At 57.5% G+C, this 20463-nt stretch carries 16 protein-coding genes and 1 tRNA gene; all 17 read left to right on the top strand.

The genetic code is table 11. The annotated features are described in order from the left end of the window. The first annotated feature begins 238 nt into the window (after positions 1–238). The 17 genes from K7H22_RS19310 to fusA all read left to right on the top strand — a co-directional run bounded on the left by K7H22_RS19310 (position 239) and on the right by fusA (position 20336). Entirely contained in the window at positions 239–1309 is a 1071-nt protein-coding gene (locus tag K7H22_RS19310) for a GSCFA domain-containing protein (protein WP_230802452.1), read from the top strand. Continuing rightward, positions 1293–2039 carry a hypothetical protein gene (locus tag K7H22_RS19315; protein WP_230802453.1) on the top strand — a complete coding sequence of 249 codons (747 nt, stop codon included), beginning with the start codon at positions 1293–1295 and terminating at the stop codon, positions 2037–2039. Before K7H22_RS19310 ends, K7H22_RS19315 begins: the two co-directional genes overlap by 17 nt. 71 nt (positions 2040–2110) lie before the next feature. Beyond that, positions 2111–2186: transfer RNA gene (locus K7H22_RS19320), tRNA-Trp, on the top strand. Positions 2187–2309: 123 nt separating this feature from the next. Continuing rightward, positions 2310–2507, top strand: coding sequence for a preprotein translocase subunit SecE (gene secE / locus K7H22_RS19325; RefSeq protein ID WP_230802454.1), 198 nt, complete (start codon positions 2310–2312; stop codon positions 2505–2507). Positions 2508–2700: 193 nt separating this feature from the next. Next, a complete protein-coding gene (gene nusG, locus K7H22_RS19330) occupies positions 2701–3234 on the top strand; it encodes a transcription termination/antitermination protein NusG (RefSeq protein WP_230802455.1) in 534 nt (177 codons plus the stop codon). 105 nt (positions 3235–3339) lie between these two features. After that, a complete protein-coding gene (rplK, locus tag K7H22_RS19335; protein ID WP_230802456.1) occupies positions 3340–3765 on the top strand; it encodes a 50S ribosomal protein L11 in 426 nt (141 codons plus the stop codon). Continuing rightward, a complete protein-coding gene (gene rplA / locus K7H22_RS19340; protein WP_230802457.1) occupies positions 3765–4463 on the top strand; it encodes a 50S ribosomal protein L1 in 699 nt (232 codons plus the stop codon). The genes rplK and rplA overlap by 1 nt, the downstream gene beginning before the upstream one ends. A 276-nt stretch (positions 4464–4739) precedes the next feature. Beyond that, entirely contained in the window at positions 4740–5567 is an 828-nt protein-coding gene (locus K7H22_RS19345) for a LicD family protein (RefSeq protein ID WP_230802458.1), read from the top strand. A 60-nt stretch (positions 5568–5627) separates the two neighbouring features. Continuing rightward, on the top strand, positions 5628–6056 hold the full coding sequence (locus K7H22_RS19350) for an adenylyltransferase/cytidyltransferase family protein (protein WP_230802459.1): 429 nt from the start codon (positions 5628–5630) through the stop codon (positions 6054–6056). Between the two features lie 294 nt (positions 6057–6350). Continuing rightward, positions 6351–6866: a 50S ribosomal protein L10 gene (gene rplJ, locus K7H22_RS19355; RefSeq protein ID WP_230802460.1), complete on the top strand. Its 516-nt coding sequence runs from the start codon at positions 6351–6353 to the stop codon at positions 6864–6866. Positions 6867–6936: 70 nt separating this feature from the next. Continuing rightward, positions 6937–7317: a 50S ribosomal protein L7/L12 gene (gene rplL, locus K7H22_RS19360; RefSeq protein WP_068289620.1), complete on the top strand. Its 381-nt coding sequence runs from the start codon at positions 6937–6939 to the stop codon at positions 7315–7317. Between the two features lie 236 nt (positions 7318–7553). Continuing rightward, positions 7554–11702, top strand: coding sequence for a DNA-directed RNA polymerase subunit beta (rpoB, locus tag K7H22_RS19365; RefSeq protein WP_230802461.1), 4149 nt, complete (start codon positions 7554–7556; stop codon positions 11700–11702). 70 nt (positions 11703–11772) lie between these two features. Then, positions 11773–16014 carry a DNA-directed RNA polymerase subunit beta' gene (rpoC, locus tag K7H22_RS19370; protein WP_230802462.1) on the top strand — a complete coding sequence of 1414 codons (4242 nt, stop codon included), beginning with the start codon at positions 11773–11775 and terminating at the stop codon, positions 16012–16014. A 121-nt stretch (positions 16015–16135) separates the two neighbouring features. Further along, positions 16136–17044 carry a DMT family transporter gene (locus K7H22_RS19375; RefSeq protein WP_230802463.1) on the top strand — a complete coding sequence of 303 codons (909 nt, stop codon included), beginning with the start codon at positions 16136–16138 and terminating at the stop codon, positions 17042–17044. A 298-nt stretch (positions 17045–17342) separates the two neighbouring features. Further along, entirely contained in the window at positions 17343–17714 is a 372-nt protein-coding gene (gene rpsL, locus K7H22_RS19380; RefSeq protein WP_230802464.1) for a 30S ribosomal protein S12, read from the top strand. Positions 17715–17727: 13 nt separating this feature from the next. After that, a complete protein-coding gene (gene rpsG / locus K7H22_RS19385) occupies positions 17728–18198 on the top strand; it encodes a 30S ribosomal protein S7 (RefSeq protein WP_230802465.1) in 471 nt (156 codons plus the stop codon). A 14-nt stretch (positions 18199–18212) separates the two neighbouring features. Further along, complete coding sequence (gene fusA / locus K7H22_RS19390; protein ID WP_230802466.1) at positions 18213–20336, top strand: elongation factor G; 2124 nt, start codon at positions 18213–18215, stop codon at positions 20334–20336. Positions 20337–20463: the final 127 nt, after the last annotated feature.

Genomic DNA, 20463 nt, shown 5'->3' on the forward strand with positions numbered 1-20463 from the left:
ATCCGTGAAGGCGGTCGTACCGTCGGCGCGGGCGTCGTGTCTAAAATTCTGAAGTAAAAGACCACTTCGGGTTTGGTCCCGCCGCGTTCAGCGATGTGACCAAGATGGAAGAATCTGCAAAAAGCCCCCTGATCAGGGGGCTTTCTTGTTTTTGGGGATCGTATTGTTGCCGCCAAGCCCGTGCTTTGCTAGGTTTTGGTGTGCGTCCAGTCGGGTCGTGTTGTGCCAAGAGAATCCAGTGTCAGTTGAGACCGCGAATCCGTATTCAGGGCTTGGGCCCAATTCCTTCTGGCGCAGCGGGGTGGCCAATGTAGGCCCCTTTGGTCTGACAGAGCTTTGGACCCCGAAATTCCGTATTGTTCCGAAAGACCGGATTGTCACCGCCGGGAGTTGTTTCGCGCAGCATATCGGGCGCGCTATGGCCGATCGCGGGTATCACTGGGTTGATGCAGAGCCGGCTCCGCCTTTCTTGCGTGCCGAGGATGCGCGCCGCTTCAACTACGGGATATTCAGTTTCCGAACAGGTAATATTTACACACCGCGGATGTTGCTCCAATGGCTGGAACTGACCTTTGCGTCCCGCGACCTGCCTGACGAAATATGGCAGGAGGGGGGGCGGTTTTTCGACCCTCTTCGTCCTGTGATCGAACCTGAAGGTTTCGCTTCGCTGGCCGAATTGCAGGCCGCGCGCAGCAGCACGCTGGCCTCCCTGCGTAAAGCCGTGACCACTGCCAATGTATTTGTTTTCACACTAGGATTGACGGAGTCTTGGGTGAATACCAAAACAGGGCTTGAATATGCGCTGTGCCCCGGAACAGTGCCAGGCTGTCGTTTCGATCCTGAAAAGCATGTCTTCCGCAATAGCGGGTTTCGCCCGTTGATGCGGGATATGCAGGCAGCGATCAAGCTGATGCGCGCCCACAATCCGGGTTTGAAGATATTACTGACAGTGTCGCCCGTGCCCTTGACCGCGACAGCATCGCGCCGGCATGTTCTGACTGCAACAACGCTGTCCAAATCCGTTCTTCGCGCTGTGGCAGGGCAGCTTGAGGCAGAAATGAAGTTCGTGGACTATTTTCCGTCATACGAGATCATCACGCATCCGGTGTTTCGCGGCATGTTCTACGCACCCAACATGCGTAGTGTCGAGGCGCAAGGCGTCGCAACGGTGATGCAGCACTTTTTTGCGGATCAGGCGCGGGTTTTCGGACCGGTAAAGAAACGTCAAAAGCGCAAGCCTGCGGCAGCCGTGGCCGGCTTCAACGAAGTGAAATGTGAAGAGGAATTGTTGGGTGACCTCTCGTCGTGACAGTTTGTGCATCTTCGGGGACAGTCACATCGGTAGTATCCGCAAGGCGCTGAACGCCGGACTTGTCGAATTGGATGGGCTGGCGGTCGAGTTTTGGGGGGCGGCAGGTCCTGCTTTCCGGCAGATCGACATCAAGGATGGCGTGGTCCGCCCCGAAAGCAAGGAAGCTGCCGAGATTGTGGCGCGGGTCAATGGTCTTGGGCGGCTTTCGCTTGTTGCAGACGATTTCGACGGTTTCCTGTTTTATGGCGCCCGCTTGCGGATGGCGGAATTCATGGTGCCCTATCTCCATGTCCTGCGTGACCCGAAACGCGCGGTCAGCGGGGCGGTGATGCAGGCTGCCGCGCAGCATTTTCTTGTATCATGCCGAGCCTTCAGGATTGCGCGCAGTTTTGCACGTAGCGGCAAGACGAAAGTTTTCTTTGCGCCTGCTCCTTTGATGACCAAGGGCATACTGGACTTCGCCGCGCCGAAGATGCCGATTGACCTGTATCCTTTCGCACTTGAGGCCGAGGCACAAGATCGTGCCCGCATCTGGGGAGTGTTCGCGGATATTCTGGCGGCTGACGGGATCACGCTGATCGCGCAACCGGATGAAACGATAGTGGACGGTGCCTTTACCGATGCGCGCTATGCAATCGAGGGTGCCTTGGAAAGCGGTGATGCCGGACATAAATCTCCGGAGTTTGCAGCCCTGATGCTTGGCGCTTTCTTGCAGGAGTGGCATTAAAGGGCGTAATAAGGCCGAAGATTAGCCCTTGATATTGCAGCCGCTGCGTCGTATCCGGATGCTCCGGCCTTAGGGGTATAGCTCAGCTGGTAGAGCGACGGTCTCCAAAACCGTAGGTCGCGGGTTCGAACCCTGCTGCCCCTGCCAATTCCACCAGAAAGCAAAATAGCGACGCAAGCGAATGATGCCGGCGCAGCCGCGTGCCGGGCCTTGAAATTGGGACACGACCCGCGTATGTGATCCGCTGATCCTGATAGAAAAGACGCATCCATGGCACGCACCAATCCGATCCAGTATATTCAGCAGGTCCGCTCGGAAGTTTCCAAGGTGGTATGGCCCACCCGGCGCGAGGTTTTGCTGACCACTGTTATGGTCTTTATTCTTGCGGCCCTGACGGCGCTGTTCTTTTCGCTGGTGGATCTGACAATTCAATTCGGTCTGCGCAGCGTTCTGGGTATGTTTGGCTGATCCGGTTTCGGATCAAAATACACCGCTCGCCCTTGAATCCAGACGGTTTCCTTTGTAGGGGACAAGCCTGATCCGGAAATGGCGTGCGGCGATTCGTGTTGCACGCCGATTTTTGTTTTCGGGCAAGGGCTGCGAAGCACTTGGACAGTAAGGAAAATACCGGCACTGCCGGAAGTTGAGGACTGGAACAGCGATGGCGAAGCGGTGGTATTCGGTGAGTGTTCTCTCGAACTTCGAGAAGAAGATTGCCGAACAGATCAGACAGTCCGTCATCGAGAGCGGTCTTGAGGACCAGATCGAAGAAGTTCTGGTGCCGACAGAAGAAGTGATCGAAGTGCGTCGCGGCAAAAAGGTCACGACCGAGCGTCGCTTTATGCCGGGTTATGTGCTGGTGCGGATGGAAATGTCCGACAAAGGCTATCACCTGATCAACTCGATCAACCGCGTCACCGGATTTCTTGGCCCGCAAGGCCGTCCGATGCCGATGCGGGATGCCGAGGTGCAGGCGATACTTGGACGTGTTCAGGAAGGCGAGGAAAGCCCGCGGACCTTGATTCATTTCGAGATCGGCGAGAAGGTCAAGGTCAGCGATGGTCCGTTCGAGGATTTCGATGGCATGATCGAAGAAGTCGACGAGGCGAACCAGCGGCTGAAGGTCGCGGTGTCTATTTTCGGCCGGGAAACTCCGGTTGAACTGGAATTCACGCAGGTCTCCAAGCAGATCTGAGTGTGTACATCGTGGGAGGCGAGGCGGTCGCGACCGTCGGACCGGACCACGCCACGAAAGACCGCCTGACGCGTCAGTGCGGTGTTGGAACAAAGGAGAGGCCAGATGGCCAAGAAATTGATCGGCAAGCTCAAGCTTCAGGTGAAAGCCGGGCAAGCCAACCCATCCCCGCCCGTCGGTCCCGCTCTGGGTCAGCGCGGCATTAACATCATGGAATTCTGCAAGGCTTTCAACGCCAAGACAGCAGAAATGGAGCCCGGTGCGCCTGTTCCCGTCGTGATTTCCTACTATCAGGACAAGTCTTTCACGATGGACATCAAGACGCCGCCCGCGTCCTATTACCTGAAGAAAGCCGCTAAGGTTCAGTCCGGTTCCAAGACGCCCGGACGCGCCACCGCCGGTACCGTGACCGTCGCACAGGTAAAAGAAATCGCCGAAGCGAAAATGGTCGATCTGAACGCCAACGATGTTGAAGGCGCTATGCAGATCATTCTGGGCTCTGCCCGTTCTATGGGCATCGAGGTGAAGTAATGGCGAAGTTTGGAAAACGTACCCGCGCTGCGCGCGAAGCCGTTGCCGGCAAGGAAAACCTGAGCGTTGAAGAAGCCGTTGCGCTGATCAAGGCAAATGCCTCGGCCAAGTTCGACGAAACCGTCGAGATCGCGATGAACCTTGGTGTTGACCCGCGTCACGCCGACCAGATGGTTCGTGGGGTTGTCGGTCTGCCCAACGGCACAGGCAAAGACGTGCGCGTTGCGGTGTTCGCCCGTGGCGCGAAGGCCGACGAGGCGACTGCCGCTGGTGCCGATATCGTCGGCGCCGAGGACCTGATGGAAACCATCCTGTCCGGCAAGATCGAATTCGACCGCTGCATCGCAACCCCTGACATGATGCCCGTTGTGGGCCGTTTGGGTAAGGTGCTTGGCCCGCGCAACTTGATGCCGAACCCCAAAGTGGGCACGGTGACCATGGATGTCGCGACTGCTGTTCAGGCAGCGAAAGGCGGCGAAGTGCAGTTCAAGGTCGAAAAGGCCGGTGTTGTACATGCGGGCGTCGGCAAAGTGTCCTTCGACGAAGCCAAGTTGGTCGAGAATATCCGCGCCTTTGTGAATGCGGTTGCCAAGGCCAAGCCGGCCGGCGCCAAGGGGGCCTATCTGCGGAAAGTATCCCTTTCCTCGACAATGGGACCCGGTGTATCGCTCGATCTGGCTTCGGCTAACGCCGAGTAAGCCGATACTGTCATAGAAATGTTGCACAAACGCCGGTCTCAGGACCGGCGTTTTTGTTTGGCTGCACTTTTTGTTTCGTCAGTCGGATACGATTCTCTAACATCGCGACAAGCGACGCGGACCTCGTCGACGGAATGCGATTTGGATTTGATATTTTGAGAGTGCGACATGCCTAAAGCCCTTGGTCTATCCATGACAGAAAACAGCCGTGTTGATGATCTGTCCGAGAAAGAACGCAGGGTATTCGAAATACGGGCGATTGCACTTTACGCGTTGTTGATCGACGATACCGACTTCAAAGCGTTCCGCTATTTTGCCGAGCTAAAATCTCTATCCAGCCCTCGTATGCGTGGGGAGTGGTTGGAGGCTAGAATTGCGACTTGCATTGCCGGAAGAATCCGTCCGGCAATTGTCGTTCGTACAATCAAACAGTTGCGGAACTTTCGGGACAGCCGAGGAGAGATTGAACGCTTTGTCGCGTTCGAGGATTTGCTGAAGTCCGGCTTGGGTGAAGAGCGCCTGACAAGTCACGGCTTTCGACCCCAAAGCTTTGCCGACATGGATCACAGTCCCATCTGGGACAGGATCGGCGAGCATATGGGCTTTCTGACACGGCAGGGATACGAGGTTTTTTTGAACTCGGGCACCTTGCTTGGCGTTGTGCGCGATGGCCGTTTGATCGACCATGACGATGACATCGACCTTGCGATCATTCTTCATGCGGAGTCAGCGGAAACGGCGGCGCAGGAATGGTCGGCATTGCGATCAACCATGCGCGAGGCGGGGATTCTGGTTGAAGAGCAAATGATGAGCGATGCTATTTTCAAACTGACCGGACATGGCGACGTCAAGTTTGACCTTTTCCCTGCTTGGTTCGAGGGGGATCGGTTTTTCGTCTATCCCCACACGTTCGGCGACCTGACACGAGATGACGTGCTGCCGCTGTCTAAATGCCCGAAGACGGGGCATTATATCCCTGCCGACAGCGAGAAAATGCTCGCCAATAATTACGGAACAGAGTGGCGGACACCGGACCCCTATTTCAAGTTTCCGTGGAATGCCGCTAAAAGAAAATTCAAAACCTTCCTTGCAGGATTGAAGTGATTTTGGCGTGCCTTCGGCAAAAAGGCCCTACGGGTGTATGATAAGGAAGGAATGTTACCAGTGACCAGCAAGTACAATGTAGTTTTGACCTATGGCACATTCGATCTGTTCCATGTGGGCCATGTCCGCTTGCTGCGCCGTCTGGCAGAATTGGGTGACAGGCTGATCGTGGGTTGCTCCTCGGATGAATTCAACAGGATCAAGGGCAAGACCTGTGTTATGCCCTTCGAGCACCGCGCCGAGATCCTGATGGCCTGCCGCTATGTTGCGGATGTCTTCCCCGAGGATAGCTGGGACCAGAAAGTTGGGGATATCCATCGTTTCAACGCTGATGTGTTCGCGATGGGTGACGATTGGGCTGGAAAATTCGACGAGTTGAGCGCGCATTGTGACGTGATCTATCTGTCTCGGACCGAGAATATCTCGACCACGCGGCTGAAGACCGTGATGCGCAACTGGGAAGATACCGCAGGCAAAACGACTGTGTGATCCTTGCCGTCGCGTGAAAATGCTAAGAAGGGCTTCACATTCTCTGCTCAACGCACTAAACACCCGATCGTTAGGTCGCCCGACCCTGTCGTGGCGGCCTATCGATTCGTCCGAGACGGTGGGTGGCCTGGCCATAAATCCTGCCCGAGACGGGATAAGACCAGATTTCTTCGGGTGTTCACTTGTGTTCCCGAGGCGAGCTTGGCCAGACCCGTAAGGACCCGAAAGCCGGGCACCTTTTGTCCGGCGTAGACGAGCCGGAGGGTTATACCCTCCCAAATTTGGAGTGAAACTGTGGATAGAGCACAAAAAGAGAAAGTGGTCGAGGAACTCGGCCAGATCTTTGAAAGCTCTGGCGTTGTGGTCGTTTCCCACTACGCAGGTCTCACGGTTGCCGAGATGCAGGACCTGCGCGCGCGTATGCGCAAAGTGGGTGGGTCCGTTCGCGTCGCCAAGAACAAGCTCGCCAAGATCGCCCTTGAGGGGAAGCCTTGCGAAAGCATCGCCAATCTTCTGACGGGTATGACCGTACTGACCTTCTCCGAGGACCCCGTGGCAGCAGCCAAGGTGGCCGAGGACTTCGCCAAGGACAACAAGAAATTCGAAATTCTTGGCGGTGCAATGGGCAGCACGGGTCTGGACCGGGCCGGTGTTGAAGCTGTGTCGAAAATGCCGTCGCGCGAGGAGCTTATTGCTTCGATCGTGGGCTGCATTGGCGCACCTGCTGCCAACATCGCCGGTGCGATTGGCGCGCCTGCTTCGAATATCGCGTCCATCCTGTCCACGATCGAGGACAAGGCGGCCGCGTAAGCAACCTTTTGATCTGCGTGTGGAAATTCCTGCACGTTGGAACACATCTTAAACGAACGGAAACAGTAAAATGGCTGATCTGAAGAAACTGGCAGAAGAGATCGTTGGTCTGACGCTTCTCGAAGCACAAGAACTGAAAACCATCCTGAAGGATGAGTACGGCATCGAGCCCGCCGCTGGCGGCGCAGTGATGATGGCAGGCCCCGCCGCTGGTGGTGCAGCCGATTCTGCTGAAGAGCAGACCGAATTCGACGTCATCCTGAAAGACGCGGGCGCATCCAAGATCAACGTGATCAAGGAAGTCCGCGCCATCACCGGTCTGGGCCTGAAAGAAGCCAAAGATCTGGTCGATGCCGGTGGCAAGGCTGTGAAAGAGCAAGTCTCGAAGGCCGAAGCCGACGACATCAAGGCAAAGCTGGAAGCAGCTGGCGCCACCGTCGAGCTGAAGTAATCGGTTCCGGGGTAACCCGGACAAGATATCTGGCTGGGTCCGGTTTTCCGGGCCCAGCCGAACCCGTCTTGGCAAGGGCTTTCTGAGAAGCTTTTTCCAAGGTGCGGTTCAAGGATCGGGAGGCCTCTGGTGGGACAGAGGCCATGAATGGATCCGAACAGTCCTGTTTCAAAGAGGTGTGCAGTCGTGGCCCGACGACAGGCGCAGCCGGAAAGAAACGAAAGGTGACATCGATCATGGCGACGACATTCCTCGGCCAGAAACGTTTGCGCAGATATTACGGCAAGATCCGCGAAGTGCTGGAAATGCCGAACCTCATCGAGGTACAGAAATCTTCCTATGACCTGTTTTTGAACTCGGGCAATGGCCCTGTGCCCGCCGAGGGCGAAGGTATCATGGGTGTGTTCCAGTCGGTCTTCCCGATCAAGGATTTCAACGAAACCAGCGTGCTGGAATTCGTGAAATACGAACTGGAAAAGCCGAAATATGATGTCGAGGAATGCATGCAGCGCGATATGACCTATGCGGCACCTTTGAAGGTGACGCTGCGTCTGATCGTGTTCGATGTCGACGAGGATACCGGCGCGAAGTCGGTCAAGGATATCAAGGAGCAGGACGTGTTCATGGGCGATATGCCCCTGATGACACCAAACGGCACCTTTGTCGTGAACGGCACCGAGCGCGTGATCGTTTCCCAAATGCACCGCTCGCCGGGTGTGTTCTTTGATCATGACAAAGGCAAGACGCACAGCTCGGGCAAGTTGCTGTTCGCCTGCCGGATCATTCCCTATCGCGGTTCCTGGCTGGATTTCGAATTCGACGCCAAAGACATTGTGTTTGCGCGGATTGACCGCCGTCGCAAGCTGCCTGTGACAACCCTGCTTTATGCGCTGGGTCTGGATCAGGAAGCGATCATGGATGCCTATTACGACACCGTGAACTATAAGCTGAGCAAGTCCAAGTCCTCGGGTCAGGGCTGGGTCACCAAGTTTTTCCCCGATCGCGTTCGCGGCACCCGCCCGACATTCGATCTTGTAGATGCGGCGACCGGCGAAATCATTGCCGAAGCCACCAAAAAGATTACACCGCGCGCTGTCAAACAGCTCAAGGACGAAGGCAAGGTCACCGAGCTTCTGGTTCCGTTCGACCAAATCCTTGGCAAGTTTGTCGCCAAGGACATCATCAACGAGGAAACCGGCGCGATCTATGTCGAAGCTGGCGATGAGCTGACCCTGACACGCGACAAGGATGGCGAGATCACAGGCGGTTCGTTGAAAGAACTGATGGATGCCGGCATCACCGACATTCCGGTTCTGGACATCGACAATATCAATGTCGGCCCCTACATCCGCAACACAATGACCGCCGACAAGAACATCGGACGCGACGGTGCGCTGATGGATATTTACCGTGTCATGCGCCCCGGCGAGCCGCCCACGGTTGATGCCGCAAGCGCACTGTTCGATACGCTGTTCTTCGACGCGGATCGTTACGATCTGTCGGCTGTTGGCCGTGTGAAGATGAACATGCGCCTGAATCTGGACGCTGCCGATACGATGCGCACCCTGCGCCGCGAGGATATCGTGGCCTGTATCAAGGCGCTTTGCGAACTGCGTGACGGCAAGGGCGATATCGACGATATCGACCACCTTGGAAACCGTCGTGTCCGTTCGGTCGGCGAGTTGATGGAGAACCAGTACCGCGTCGGTCTGCTGCGGATGGAGCGCGCGATCAAAGAGCGTATGTCGTCGGTCGAGATCGACACGGTGATGCCGCAGGATCTGATCAACGCCAAGCCCGCTGCCGCGGCTGTGCGCGAATTCTTCGGCTCCTCGCAGTTGTCTCAGTTCATGGATCAGACGAACCCGCTTTCCGAGGTCACGCACAAGCGTCGCCTTTCGGCACTGGGGCCGGGCGGTTTGACCCGCGAGCGTGCAGGCTTTGAAGTGCGCGACGTTCACCCGACCCATTATGGCCGGATGTGCCCGATTGAAACGCCGGAGGGTCAGAACATCGGTCTGATCAACTCGCTGGCGACCTATGCGCGCGTCAACAAATATGGCTTTATCGAAACGCCCTACCGTATCGTCAAAGAAGGCCACGTGACCGACGAGGTTGTCTATCTTTCCGCGACCGAGGAAATGCGCCACACCGTGGCGCAGGCCAACGCTACGCTGGATAATGATGGCAATCTGGTGAACGATCTGGTCACCACGCGTCAGTCGGGCGATTACACGCTGGCCCCGCGCGAGCAGGTCGATCTGATCGACGTCAGCCCTAAACAGCTGGTCTCTGTTGCGGCTTCGCTGATCCCATTCCTTGAAAACGATGACGCCAACCGCGCCCTGATGGGTTCGAACATGATGCGTCAGGCGCTGCCGCTGGTGCAGACTGAAGCGCCACTGGTCGGCACAGGGATCGAAGGCATCGTAGCCCGCGATTCCGGTGCGGCGATCATGGCGAAACGTGCCGGTGTGATCGACCAGGTCGACGCGATGCGTATCGTTGTGCGCGCCACGGGCGATCTGGAACTGGGCGATGCCGGTGTGGATATCTACCGGATGCGCAAATTCCAGCGTTCCAACCAGAACTCCTGCATCAACCAGCGCCCGCTGGTGAAGGTGGGCGATCTGGTCGAGAAAGGCGAAGTGATTGCGGACGGTCCCTGCACCGATATGGGCGAACTGGCCGTTGGCCGGAACGTCATCGTCGCCTTCATGCCCTGGAACGGCTACAACTACGAAGACTCGATCCTGATTTCCGAGCGGATCGCGCGTGACGACGTCTTTACCTCGATCCATATCGAGGAATTCGAAGTTGCCGCCCGTGACACCAAGCTTGGGCCGGAAGAGATCACGCGCGACATTCCCAACGTCGGCGAAGAAGCTCTTCGCAACCTCGATGAGGCAGGGATTGTCTATATCGGTGCCGATGTGGAGCCGGGCGATATTCTGGTGGGCAAGATCACGCCCAAGGGTGAAAGCCCTATGACACCGGAAGAAAAACTGCTGCGCGCCATCTTTGGCGAAAAAGCATCCGATGTCCGTGACACGTCGTTGCGGGTCAAGCCCGGCGATTTCGGTACGGTCGTGGAAGTGCGCGTCTTCAACCGCCACGGCGTTGAAAAAGACGAGCGAGCGCTTCAGATCGAGCGTGAGGAAGTCGAGCGTCTGGCACGTGACCGCGACGACGAGTTGGCAATCCTTGACCGCAACATCTATGCCCGTCTGAAAGACATGATCATGGGCAAAGTGGCGGTGAAGGGCCCGAAAGGGGTCAAGCCGAATGTCGTGATCGACGAAGAGCTTTTGTCGATGCTGAGCCGTGGCCAGTGGTGGCAGCTTGCACTCGAGAACGAGGCGGATGCCCAGATCATGGAAGCGCTGAACGCACAGTACGAAGTGCAGAAGCGGACCCTTGATGCACGGTTCGAGGACAAGGTCGAAAAAGTCCGCCGTGGCGACGATCTGCCCCCTGGCGTGATGAAGATGGTCAAAGTGTTCATCGCGGTGAAGCGTAAGCTGCAGCCCGGAGACAAGATGGCCGGTCGTCACGGCAACAAGGGTGTGGTCTCGAAGGTGATCCCGATGGAGGACATGCCGTTCCTCGCGGATGGTACACCTGTCGATATCTGTCTGAACCCGCTGGGTGTGCCGTCGCGTATGAACGTCGGCCAGATCCTCGAAACCCATATGGGTTGGGCTTCGCGTACCTTGGGTGTGCGTGTGGATGACGCGCTTCAGGATTACCGCCGGACCGGCGACCTGACACCTGTGCGTGACGCCATGCGTCAGGCTTATGGCGATGACGTCTATGCCGAAGGTCTTGAGGGTATGGAAGAAGATCAACTGGTTGAAGCTGCCGGCAACATCACCAAGGGTGTGCCGATCGCAACGCCGGTCTTCGACGGTGCCAAAGAGGCTGACGTCAATGACGCGCTGAAGCGTGCGGGCTTTGATACTTCGGGCCAGTCGGTCCTGTTCGACGGTCGTACCGGCGAGCAGTTCATCCGTCCGGTCACCGTGGGCATCAAATACCTGCTCAAGCTGCACCACCTTGTGGATGAGAAAATCCACGCACGTTCGACCGGACCCTACAGCCTTGTCACGCAGCAGCCGCTGGGTGGTAAAGCACAGTTCGGTGGGCAGCGTCTGGGTGAGATGGAAGTCTGGGCACTTGAAGCATATGGCGCGGCCTACACGCTTCAGGAAATGCTCACCGTCAAGTCGGATGACGTGGCGGGCCGGACCAAGGTGTACGAGTCGATCGTCAAGGGCGAGGACAATTTCGAGGCGGGTGTGCCTGAATCGTTCAACGTTCTGGTGAAAGAAGTGCGCGGCCTTGGCCTGAACATGGAACTCCTGGATGCAGAGGATGACGAGTGAATAAGGCGGCGCGCAGACCCCGCGCGCCCCTGACACGCCTTTACCTCTGCCCCAAATCAAGGATTTGAAAATGAACCAGGAAATCACAAGCAATCCGTTCAACCCGGTTGCCCCGATCAAAACATTCGACGAGATCAAGGTCTCTCTGGCCTCGCCAGAGCGCATCCTGTCGTGGTCCTATGGCGAGATCAAGAAGCCCGAAACCATCAACTACCGGACCTTCAAGCCCGAGCGGGACGGCCTGTTCTGCGCGCGTATCTTTGGCCCGATCAAGGATTACGAATGCTTGTGCGGTAAATACAAGCGCATGAAGTATCGCGGTGTCGTCTGCGAGAAATGCGGCGTGGAAGTGACCCTGCAAAAGGTCCGCCGCGAACGTATGGGCCACATCGAACTGGCCTCGCCCGTGGCCCACATCTGGTTCCTGAAGTCGCTGCCCTCCCGCATCGGCCTGATGCTGGACATGACGCTACGGGATCTGGAGCGGGTGCTCTACTTCGAGAACTACGTTGTCATCGAACCCGGTCTGACCGATCTGACCTATGGCCAGATGTTGACCGAAGAAGAGTTCATGGACGCACAGGACCAGTATGGCGCTGATGCTTTCACCGCCAATATCGGTGCTGAAGCGATCCGCGAGATGTTGGCCGCGATTGATCTTGATCAGGAAGCCGAGCAGTTGCGCGCCGATCTGAAAGAGGCGACTGGCGAGCTGAAGCCCAAGAAGATCATCAAGCGTCTGAAGGTGGTCGAGTCCTTCCTCGAATCCGGCAACCGTCCTGAGTGGATGGTTCTGACGGTCATTCCGGTCATCCCGCCGGAACTGCGCCCGCTGGTGCCGTTGGATGGTGGCCGCTTCGCGACGTCCGACCTCAACGATCTCTATCGTCGTGTGATCAACCGGAACAACCGCCTGAAGCGCCTGATTGAATTGCGTGCACCCGATATCATCGTGCGCAACGAAAAGCGGATGCTGCAGGAATCTGTCGATGCGTTGTTCGACAATGGCCGTCGCGGTCGCGTCATCACAGGTGCCAACAAGCGTCCGCTGAAATCGCTGTCGGACATGCTGAAAGGCAAGCAGGGCCGCTTCCGTCAGAACCTTCTGGGTAAGCGCGTCGACTTCTCGGGTCGTTCGGTCATTGTGACCGGTCCTGAACTCAAGCTGCACCAGTGCGGTTTGCCCAAGAAAATGGCCCTCGAACTGTTCAAGCCGTTCATCTATTCGCGGCTGGAAGCCAAGGGTCTGTCCTCGACCGTGAAACAGGCCAAGAAACTGGTAGAAAAAGAACGCCCCGAGGTTTGGGATATTCTGGACGAGGTGATCCGCGAGCATCCCGTGATGCTGAACCGTGCGCCCACCCTGCACCGTCTGGGTTTCCAGGCGTTCGAGCCGATCCTGATCGAAGGTAAAGCGATCCAGCTTCACCCGCTGGTCTGTTCGGCCTTCAACGCCGACTTCGACGGCGACCAGATGGCCGTGCACGTTCCGCTGTCGCTGGAAGCGCAGTTGGAAGCGCGCGTTCTGATGATGTCCACGAATAACGTGCTGTCGCCGGCCAACGGCGCGCCGATCATCGTGCCGTCGCAGGATATGATCTTGGGTCTCTACTATACCTCGATCATGCGTGAAGGCATGAAAGGCGAGGGGATGGCTTTCTCGTCCATCGACGAAGTCCAGCACGCGCTGGATAGCGGTGCGGTTCACCTGCATGCCAAGATCACTGCGCGGGTCGCGCAGATCGACGAGGAAGGTAACGAGATCGTCAAACGCTACGAGACCACTCCGGGTCGCGTGCGGCTTGGGGCGCTTCTGCCGATGAACGCGAAGGCGCCGTTTGAACTGGTCAACCGTCTGCTGCGCAAGAAAGAAGTGCAGCAGGTCATCGACACAGTCTACCGCTACTGCGGTCAGAAAGAGTCGGTTATCTTCTGTGACCAGATCATGACCATGGGCTTCCGTGAAGCGTTCAAGGCCGGGATTTCCTTCGGCAAGGACGACATGGTTGTGCCGGATAACAAGTGGACCATCGTTGACGACACCCGCGATCAGGTCAAGGATTTCGAACAGCAGTATATGGACGGTCTGATCACCCAAGGTGAGAAGTATAACAAGGTCGTCGATGCCTGGTCGAAATGTAACGACAAGGTCACCGAGGCGATGATGAGCACCATCTCGGCCAACAAGCGTGACACTGATGGTTCTGAAATGGAGCCGAACTCGGTTTACATGATGGCCCATTCCGGTGCGCGTGGCTCGGTCACCCAGATGAAGCAGCTGGGCGGTATGCGTGGCCTGATGGCCAAGCCGAACGGTGACATCATCGAGACGCCGATCATCTCGAACTTCAAGGAAGGTTTGACCGTTCTTGAATACTTCAACTCGACCCACGGCGCCCGTAAGGGTCTGTCGGACACCGCTCTGAAAACGGCGAACTCGGGTTATCTGACCCGTCGTCTGGTGGACGTGGCGCAGGATTGCATCGTGCGTCAGAATGATTGCGGCACCGACCGTGCGATCACAGCCGAAGCAGCCGTGAATGACGGCGAAGTCGTGTCGTCGCTGGCCGAGCGTGTGCTGGGACGTGTCGCAGCCGAGGATCTGGTGAACCCTGCCACCGGCGAAGTCATGGTGGCGCATGGTGTGCTGATCGACGAACGGATGGCCGATATGATCGAGTTGTCCAGCCTGCAATCCGCTCGTATCCGCAGCCCGCTGACTTGCGAGGCCGAGGATGGCGTCTGCGCGACCTGCTATGGTCGTGACCTTGCACGCGGCACCAAGGTGAACGTCGGCGAAGCTGTCGGCATCATCGCGGCGCAGTCGATCGGTGAGCCGGGCACACAGTTGACGATGCGGACATTCCACATCGGCGGCGTTGCCCAAGGTGGTCAGCAATCCTTCCTTGAAGCCAGCCAGTCCGGCACCGTGACCTATGAGAACGCCTCGACCATCGAGAACTCGAATGGTGAGACACTGGTCATGGGTCGTAACATGAAACTGGTGATCCGTGACGACGCGGGAGAAGAACGTGCCAGCCACAAGCTGGGCTACGGGACCAAGCTGTTCGTCAAGGAAGGTGCCAAGGTTGCCCGTGGCGACAAACTGTTCGAGTGGGACCCTTACACCCTGCCGATCATTGCCGAGAAGGCGGGTCAGGTGAAATATGTCGATCTGGTTTCGGGCATTGCTGTCCGCGACGAGACCGATGATGCCACCGGAATGACCCAGAAGATCGTGATGGACTGGCGCGCGGCCCCCAAAGGTAACGAGCTCAAGCCCGAGATCATTCTGGTCGACACCGATGGAGAGCCTGTCCGCAACGAATCCGGCAACCCTGTGACCTATCCGATGTCGGTGGACGCGATCCTGTCCGTCGAAGAAGGTCAGGACATCAAAGCCGGTGACGTTGTAGCGCGTATTCCGCGCGAAGGTGCCAAGACAAAGGACATCACTGGCGGTCTGCCGCGTGTGGCCGAACTGTTCGAAGCCCGTCGTCCCAAGGATCACGCGATCATCGCCGAATGCGATGGCTACGTGCGCTTTGGCAAGGACTACAAGAACAAGCGCCGTATCACGATCGAACCCAGCGCCGAGGGTGTGGAGCCGGTCGAGTATATGGTGCCGAAGGGCAAGCACATCCCTGTGCAGGAAGGCGACTTCGTGCAGAAGGGTGACTACATCATGGATGGCAACCCCGCGCCGCATGACATCCTTGCTATCATGGGTGTCGAAGCGCTGGCTGACTACATGATCGACGAAGTGCAGGATGTTTACCGTCTGCAGGGCGTGAAGATCAACGACAAGCACATCGAAGTCATCGTGCGCCAGATGCTCCAGAAATGGGAAATCGACGAAAGCGGCGATACCACGCTGCTGAAAGGCGAACATCTGGACAAGGCCGAGTTCGACGCGGTCAACGACAAGATCATGGCCAAGGGCGGGCGTCCGGCAACGGGTGCACCGATCCTGCTGGGGATCACCAAGGCGTCGCTGCAGACACGCAGCTTCATCTCGGCGGCCTCGTTCCAGGAAACCACGCGCGTGCTGACCGAAGCTTCGGTTCAGGGCAAACGTGACAAACTGGTCGGCCTGAAAGAGAACGTGATCGTGGGTCGCCTTATCCCTGCGGGGACAGGTGGTGCGACAGCGCGCGTGCGTCGTATCGCCTCCGAGCGTGACAATGTGGTGATCGAGGCCCGTCGTGAAGAGGCCGAGGCCGCCGCTGCACTGGCCGCGCCGATTGACGATATCGTCGGCGGCGATGCTTTCGACACGCTGGTCGAGACACCGGAAAGCCGCGACGAATAAGACCCCGCGGTTTTTGGAAGACATTGAAGCCTCCGCCACTGGCGGGGGCTTTTTTCATGCTTTGCCCTTGCAGCCGGAGCCTTTGCCTATAACGTCACCCTGCAAGAGCCGGAGCGGACGGATGCTGACAGACAATACCCGCGGTGCGCTGCTGATGATGGCCAGCATGGCGGGGTTCACCCTGAACGATACGTTCATGAAGGCATTGTCCGGCGAGATGCCGCTGTTCCAGCTTATCTTTCTACGGGGTATCCTGACCACTTTGGCGATCGGTGTGATGGCCTGGTATGTGGGCGCTTTGCACCTGCGTATTCCGCCACGCGACAGGGCGCTGATTACCTTGCGGATGGTTGCGGAAATCGGATCGGCCTATTTCTTTTTGACGGCGCTTTACAACATGCCGCTGGCCAATGTCAGCGCGATCATGCAGTCGCTGCCGCTTGTGGTGACCCTTGCGGCGGCCCTGTTCTTTGGCGAGCCATTGGGCTGGCGGCGCATGACGGCAATTCTTGTCGGGCTGGGCGGTGTTCTTCTGATCGTGCGTCCTGGCGGGGAGGGGTTCACGATCTTCTCGATTTATGCCTTGATTGCCGTGGCTTTCGTGACGCTACGTGACCTTGTCACAAGGCGGGTGTCCGGCGCGACCCATTCCATGATGGTCACATTTACAACCTCGCTTGGATTGATGCTGGCCTTCGGCGTGGCAAGTCTAGGGGTGGACTGGGTGCCGATGGACCTTTACCGCACCGGCATGACGGTCGGTGCCTCTGTCATGGTGGTGTTCGGATATGTCTTTTCTGTCATGGTCATGCGCGTTGGCGAGATCAGCTTTGTTGCTCCGTTCCGCTATACCGGTCTGATCTGGGCGTTGTTGCTGGGATGGCTGGTATTTGGTGACTGGCCTGCGCCGCTGACCCTGATCGGTGCGGCGATTGTGGTGGGCAGCGGGGTGTTCACGCTCTACCGCGAAGGCCAGTTGAAACGCCGGATTGCGGCCGAGGCAAAGCTTCGGACGGGCATCGGCCACTAGTCCGCCCGACGGTTGTCAGGCATCTATCGAAGCGCGCCTTGGGCGTGTTGACAACCCCTGCGACTCCCCCTATACGCCCACCATCTGGCGCGGGCTATGTCCCATTGCCGAATTCGAAACTGTAGTGGACACGATCCGGGCTAATGCTGCCTCGATCCTCTGGAAACCCACCGCGTCGTTCACCTCGGAATGGGAACGATAGCGGTGATTGTGCTTTGTGGACGCGCAAAGTGCGTGAGATTAACCCGCGGGGATGCCCGCGCTGACACATGTGTTGATAGACGGGGAAAGAAGCCCAATGCCTACGATCCAGCAGCTGATCCGCAAACCGCGGCAGCCAAAAATCAAACGGTCCAAGTCGGTGCACCTCGAGCAGTGCCCCCAGAAACGGGGCGTTTGCACGCGCGTTTACACGACCACGCCAAAGAAACCGAACTCGGCCATGCGGAAGGTTGCCAAAGTGCGCCTGACCAACGGTTTTGAGGTCATCAGCTATATTCCCGGTGAAAGCCACAACCTTCAGGAACACTCTGTTGTCCTGATCCGTGGCGGCCGTATCAAAGACCTTCCCGGTGTCCGTTACCACATCGTGCGCGGTGTGCTGGATACCCAGGGCGTCAAGAACCGTAAGCAGCGTCGTTCGAAGTACGGCGCGAAGCGTCCGAAGTAAGAGGATCTAACAGATGTCCCGCCGCCACGCCGCTGAAAAACGCGAAATCCTGCCCGACGCCAAGTATGGTGACCGGGTTCTGACAAAGTTCATGAACAACCTGATGATCGACGGCAAGAAATCCGCCGCCGAGCGCATCGTCTACAACGCGATGACCCGCGTCGAGGACAAGATCAAGCGCGCGCCGATCGAGGTATTCCATGAAGCTTTGGACAACATCAAACCCTCCGTCGAGGTGCGTTCGCGCCGCGTGGGTGGTGCAACATACCAGGTGCCCGTCGAAGTGCGCCCCGAGCGTCGTGAAGCGCTGGCGATCCGCTGGCTGATCAACGCCTCGCGCGCCCGCAACGAGAACACGATGGAAGAGCGTCTGGCCGGTGAACTGCTTGATGCGGTCAACAGCCGTGGCTCTGCCGTGAAAAAGCGGGAAGACACTCATAAAATGGCCGACGCGAACAAAGCGTTCAGCCATTACCGCTGGTAAGAGGAGCCTCCCTGATGGCACGCGAATATCCACTGACGCGCTACCGCAATTTCGGGATTATGGCGCATATCGACGCGGGTAAAACCACGACGACCGAGCGTATCCTTTTCTATACAGGCAAGTCCCACAAGATTGGCGAAGTCCATGACGGCGCCGCGACGATGGACTGGATGGAGCAGGAGCAGGAACGCGGGATCACGATCACCTCGGCTGCAACTACGACGTTCTGGCAGCGTCAGGAAGATCCCGATGCGGACGGTACATCGGCAACCAAGTACCGTTTCAACATCATCGACACTCCCGGTCACGTGGACTTCACCATCGAGGTCGAGCGTTCGCTGGCTGTTCTGGACGGTGCCGTTTGCCTGCTTGACGCCAATGCCGGTGTCGAGCCTCAGACCGAAACTGTCTGGCGTCAGGCCGACCGTTACAAGGTGCCGCGGATCGTCTTCGTCAATAAGATGGACAAGATCGGCGCCGATTTCTTCAACTGCGTCAAGATGATCAAGGACCGCACCGGTGCGATCCCTGCGCCTATCGCTCTGCCGATTGGTGCCGAAGACAAGCTTGAAGGCATCATCGACCTGATCAAAATGGAAGAATGGGTTTGGAAAGGCGAAGATCTGGGCGCGTCCTGGGTTCGTCAGCCAATCCGCGCCGACCTTCAGGATCTGGCCGACGAATGGCGTGCCAACCTGATTGAAGTCGCCGTTGAAATGGACGATGCCGCGATGGAAGGCTATCTGGAAGGCAAAGAGCCCGACGAAGCCACCCTGCGCCAGTTGATCCGCAAGGGCACGCTGTCGCTGTCCTTTGTACCTGTGATGGCTGGTTCAGCGTTCAAGAACAAAGGCGTGCAGCCTCTGCTCAACGCGGTGATCGACTTCCTGCCCAGCCCGATGGACGTTGTCGATTACATGGGCTTCAAACCCGGTGACGAGACCGAAACACGCAACATTCCGCGTCGTGCCGATGACAACATGGCCTTTTCGGGTCTGGCGTTCAAAATCATGAACGATCCCTTCGTGGGCTCGCTGACCTTCACGCGTATCTATTCTGGCGTCCTGAAAAAGGGCGATGCGATGCTGAATTCGACCAAAGGCAAGAAAGAGCGCGTTGGCCGGATGATGATGATGCACGCCATCAACCGCGAAGAGATTGATGAAGCCTTTGCGGGTGACATTATCGCTCTGGCCGGTCTGAAGGACACGACGACCGGTGACACGCTCTGCTCGGAAAAAGATCCCGTGGTTCTCGAAACCATGACCTTCCCCGAGCCGGTAATCGAGATCGCGGTCGAGCCGAAAACAAAAGCCGACCAAGAGAAGATGGGTATCGCTCTGGCGCGTCTGGCAGCCGAAGATCCATCTTTCCGCGTTGAGACCGATTTTGAGTCCGGTCAGACCATCATGCGCGGCATGGGCGAACTTCACCTCGATATTCTGATCGACCGCATGAAGCGCGAGTTCAAGGTCGAGGCGAATATCGGTGCGCCGCAGGTGGCCTATCGTGAAACCGTCAGCCGTGAAGCTGAAATCGACTATACCCACAAAAAGCAGTCGGGTGGTTCGGGTCAGTTCGCACGCGTCAAAATGGTCATCATGCCGACCGAACCGGGCGAGGGTTATTCCTTCGAAAGCAAGGTTGTCGGTGGTTCGGTTCCGAAAGAATACATCCCGGGTGTCGAAAAAGGCATCAAATCGGTGATGGATTCGGGGCCGCTGGCCGGCTTCCCCGTGATCGACTTCAAAGTGGCGCTGATCGACGGCGCTTACCATGATGTTGACTCGTCGGTTCTGGCGTTCGAGATTGCGGCACGCGCCGGGATGCGCGAAGGTCTGCGCAAGGCGGGTGCCAAACTGCTCGAGCCGATTATGAAGGTCGAAGTTGTGACACCGGAAGAATATACCGGCGGAATCATCGGTGACCTGACCAGCCGTCGTGGAATGGTCAACGGTCAGGACAGCCGCGGCAACGCGAATGTCATCGACGCTTTCGTACCGCTGGCCAATATGTTTGGCTATATCAACACGTTGCGGTCGATGTCTTCGGGACGTGCGAACTTCACTATGCAGTTCGACCATTACGAAGCGGTTCCGCAGAACATCTCGGACGAGATCCAGAAGAAATACGCATAACGGTTGGTGGGGGTCACCCCCACCCTACCACAACCCCGTAGGGTGGGTATGCACCCACCACCGACGACACATAAAGGAGTCCCACCATGGGCAAGGCAAAGTTTGAACGTAACAAACCGCACGTTAA

The organism is Seohaeicola saemankumensis (genome assembly GCF_021021435.1).
GTDB lineage: Bacteria > Pseudomonadota > Alphaproteobacteria > Rhodobacterales > Rhodobacteraceae > Seohaeicola.

Coding starts and splice junctions, on each gene's coding strand:
- fusA (WP_230802466.1), top strand. CDS start 18,213: ATGGCACGCGAATATCCACTGACGCGCTACCGCAATTTCGGGATTATG.
- nusG (WP_230802455.1), top strand. CDS start 2,701: ATGGCGAAGCGGTGGTATTCGGTGAGTGTTCTCTCGAACTTCGAGAAG.
- rplA (WP_230802457.1), top strand. CDS start 3,765: ATGGCGAAGTTTGGAAAACGTACCCGCGCTGCGCGCGAAGCCGTTGCC.
- secE (WP_230802454.1), top strand. CDS start 2,310: ATGGCACGCACCAATCCGATCCAGTATATTCAGCAGGTCCGCTCGGAA.
- rplK (WP_230802456.1), top strand. CDS start 3,340: ATGGCCAAGAAATTGATCGGCAAGCTCAAGCTTCAGGTGAAAGCCGGG.
- rpsL (WP_230802464.1), top strand. CDS start 17,343: ATGCCTACGATCCAGCAGCTGATCCGCAAACCGCGGCAGCCAAAAATC.
- rpsG (WP_230802465.1), top strand. CDS start 17,728: ATGTCCCGCCGCCACGCCGCTGAAAAACGCGAAATCCTGCCCGACGCC.
- rpoC (WP_230802462.1), top strand. CDS start 11,773: ATGAACCAGGAAATCACAAGCAATCCGTTCAACCCGGTTGCCCCGATC.
- rpoB (WP_230802461.1), top strand. CDS start 7,554: ATGGCGACGACATTCCTCGGCCAGAAACGTTTGCGCAGATATTACGGC.
- rplL (WP_068289620.1), top strand. CDS start 6,937: ATGGCTGATCTGAAGAAACTGGCAGAAGAGATCGTTGGTCTGACGCTT.
- K7H22_RS19375 (WP_230802463.1), top strand. CDS start 16,136: ATGCTGACAGACAATACCCGCGGTGCGCTGCTGATGATGGCCAGCATG.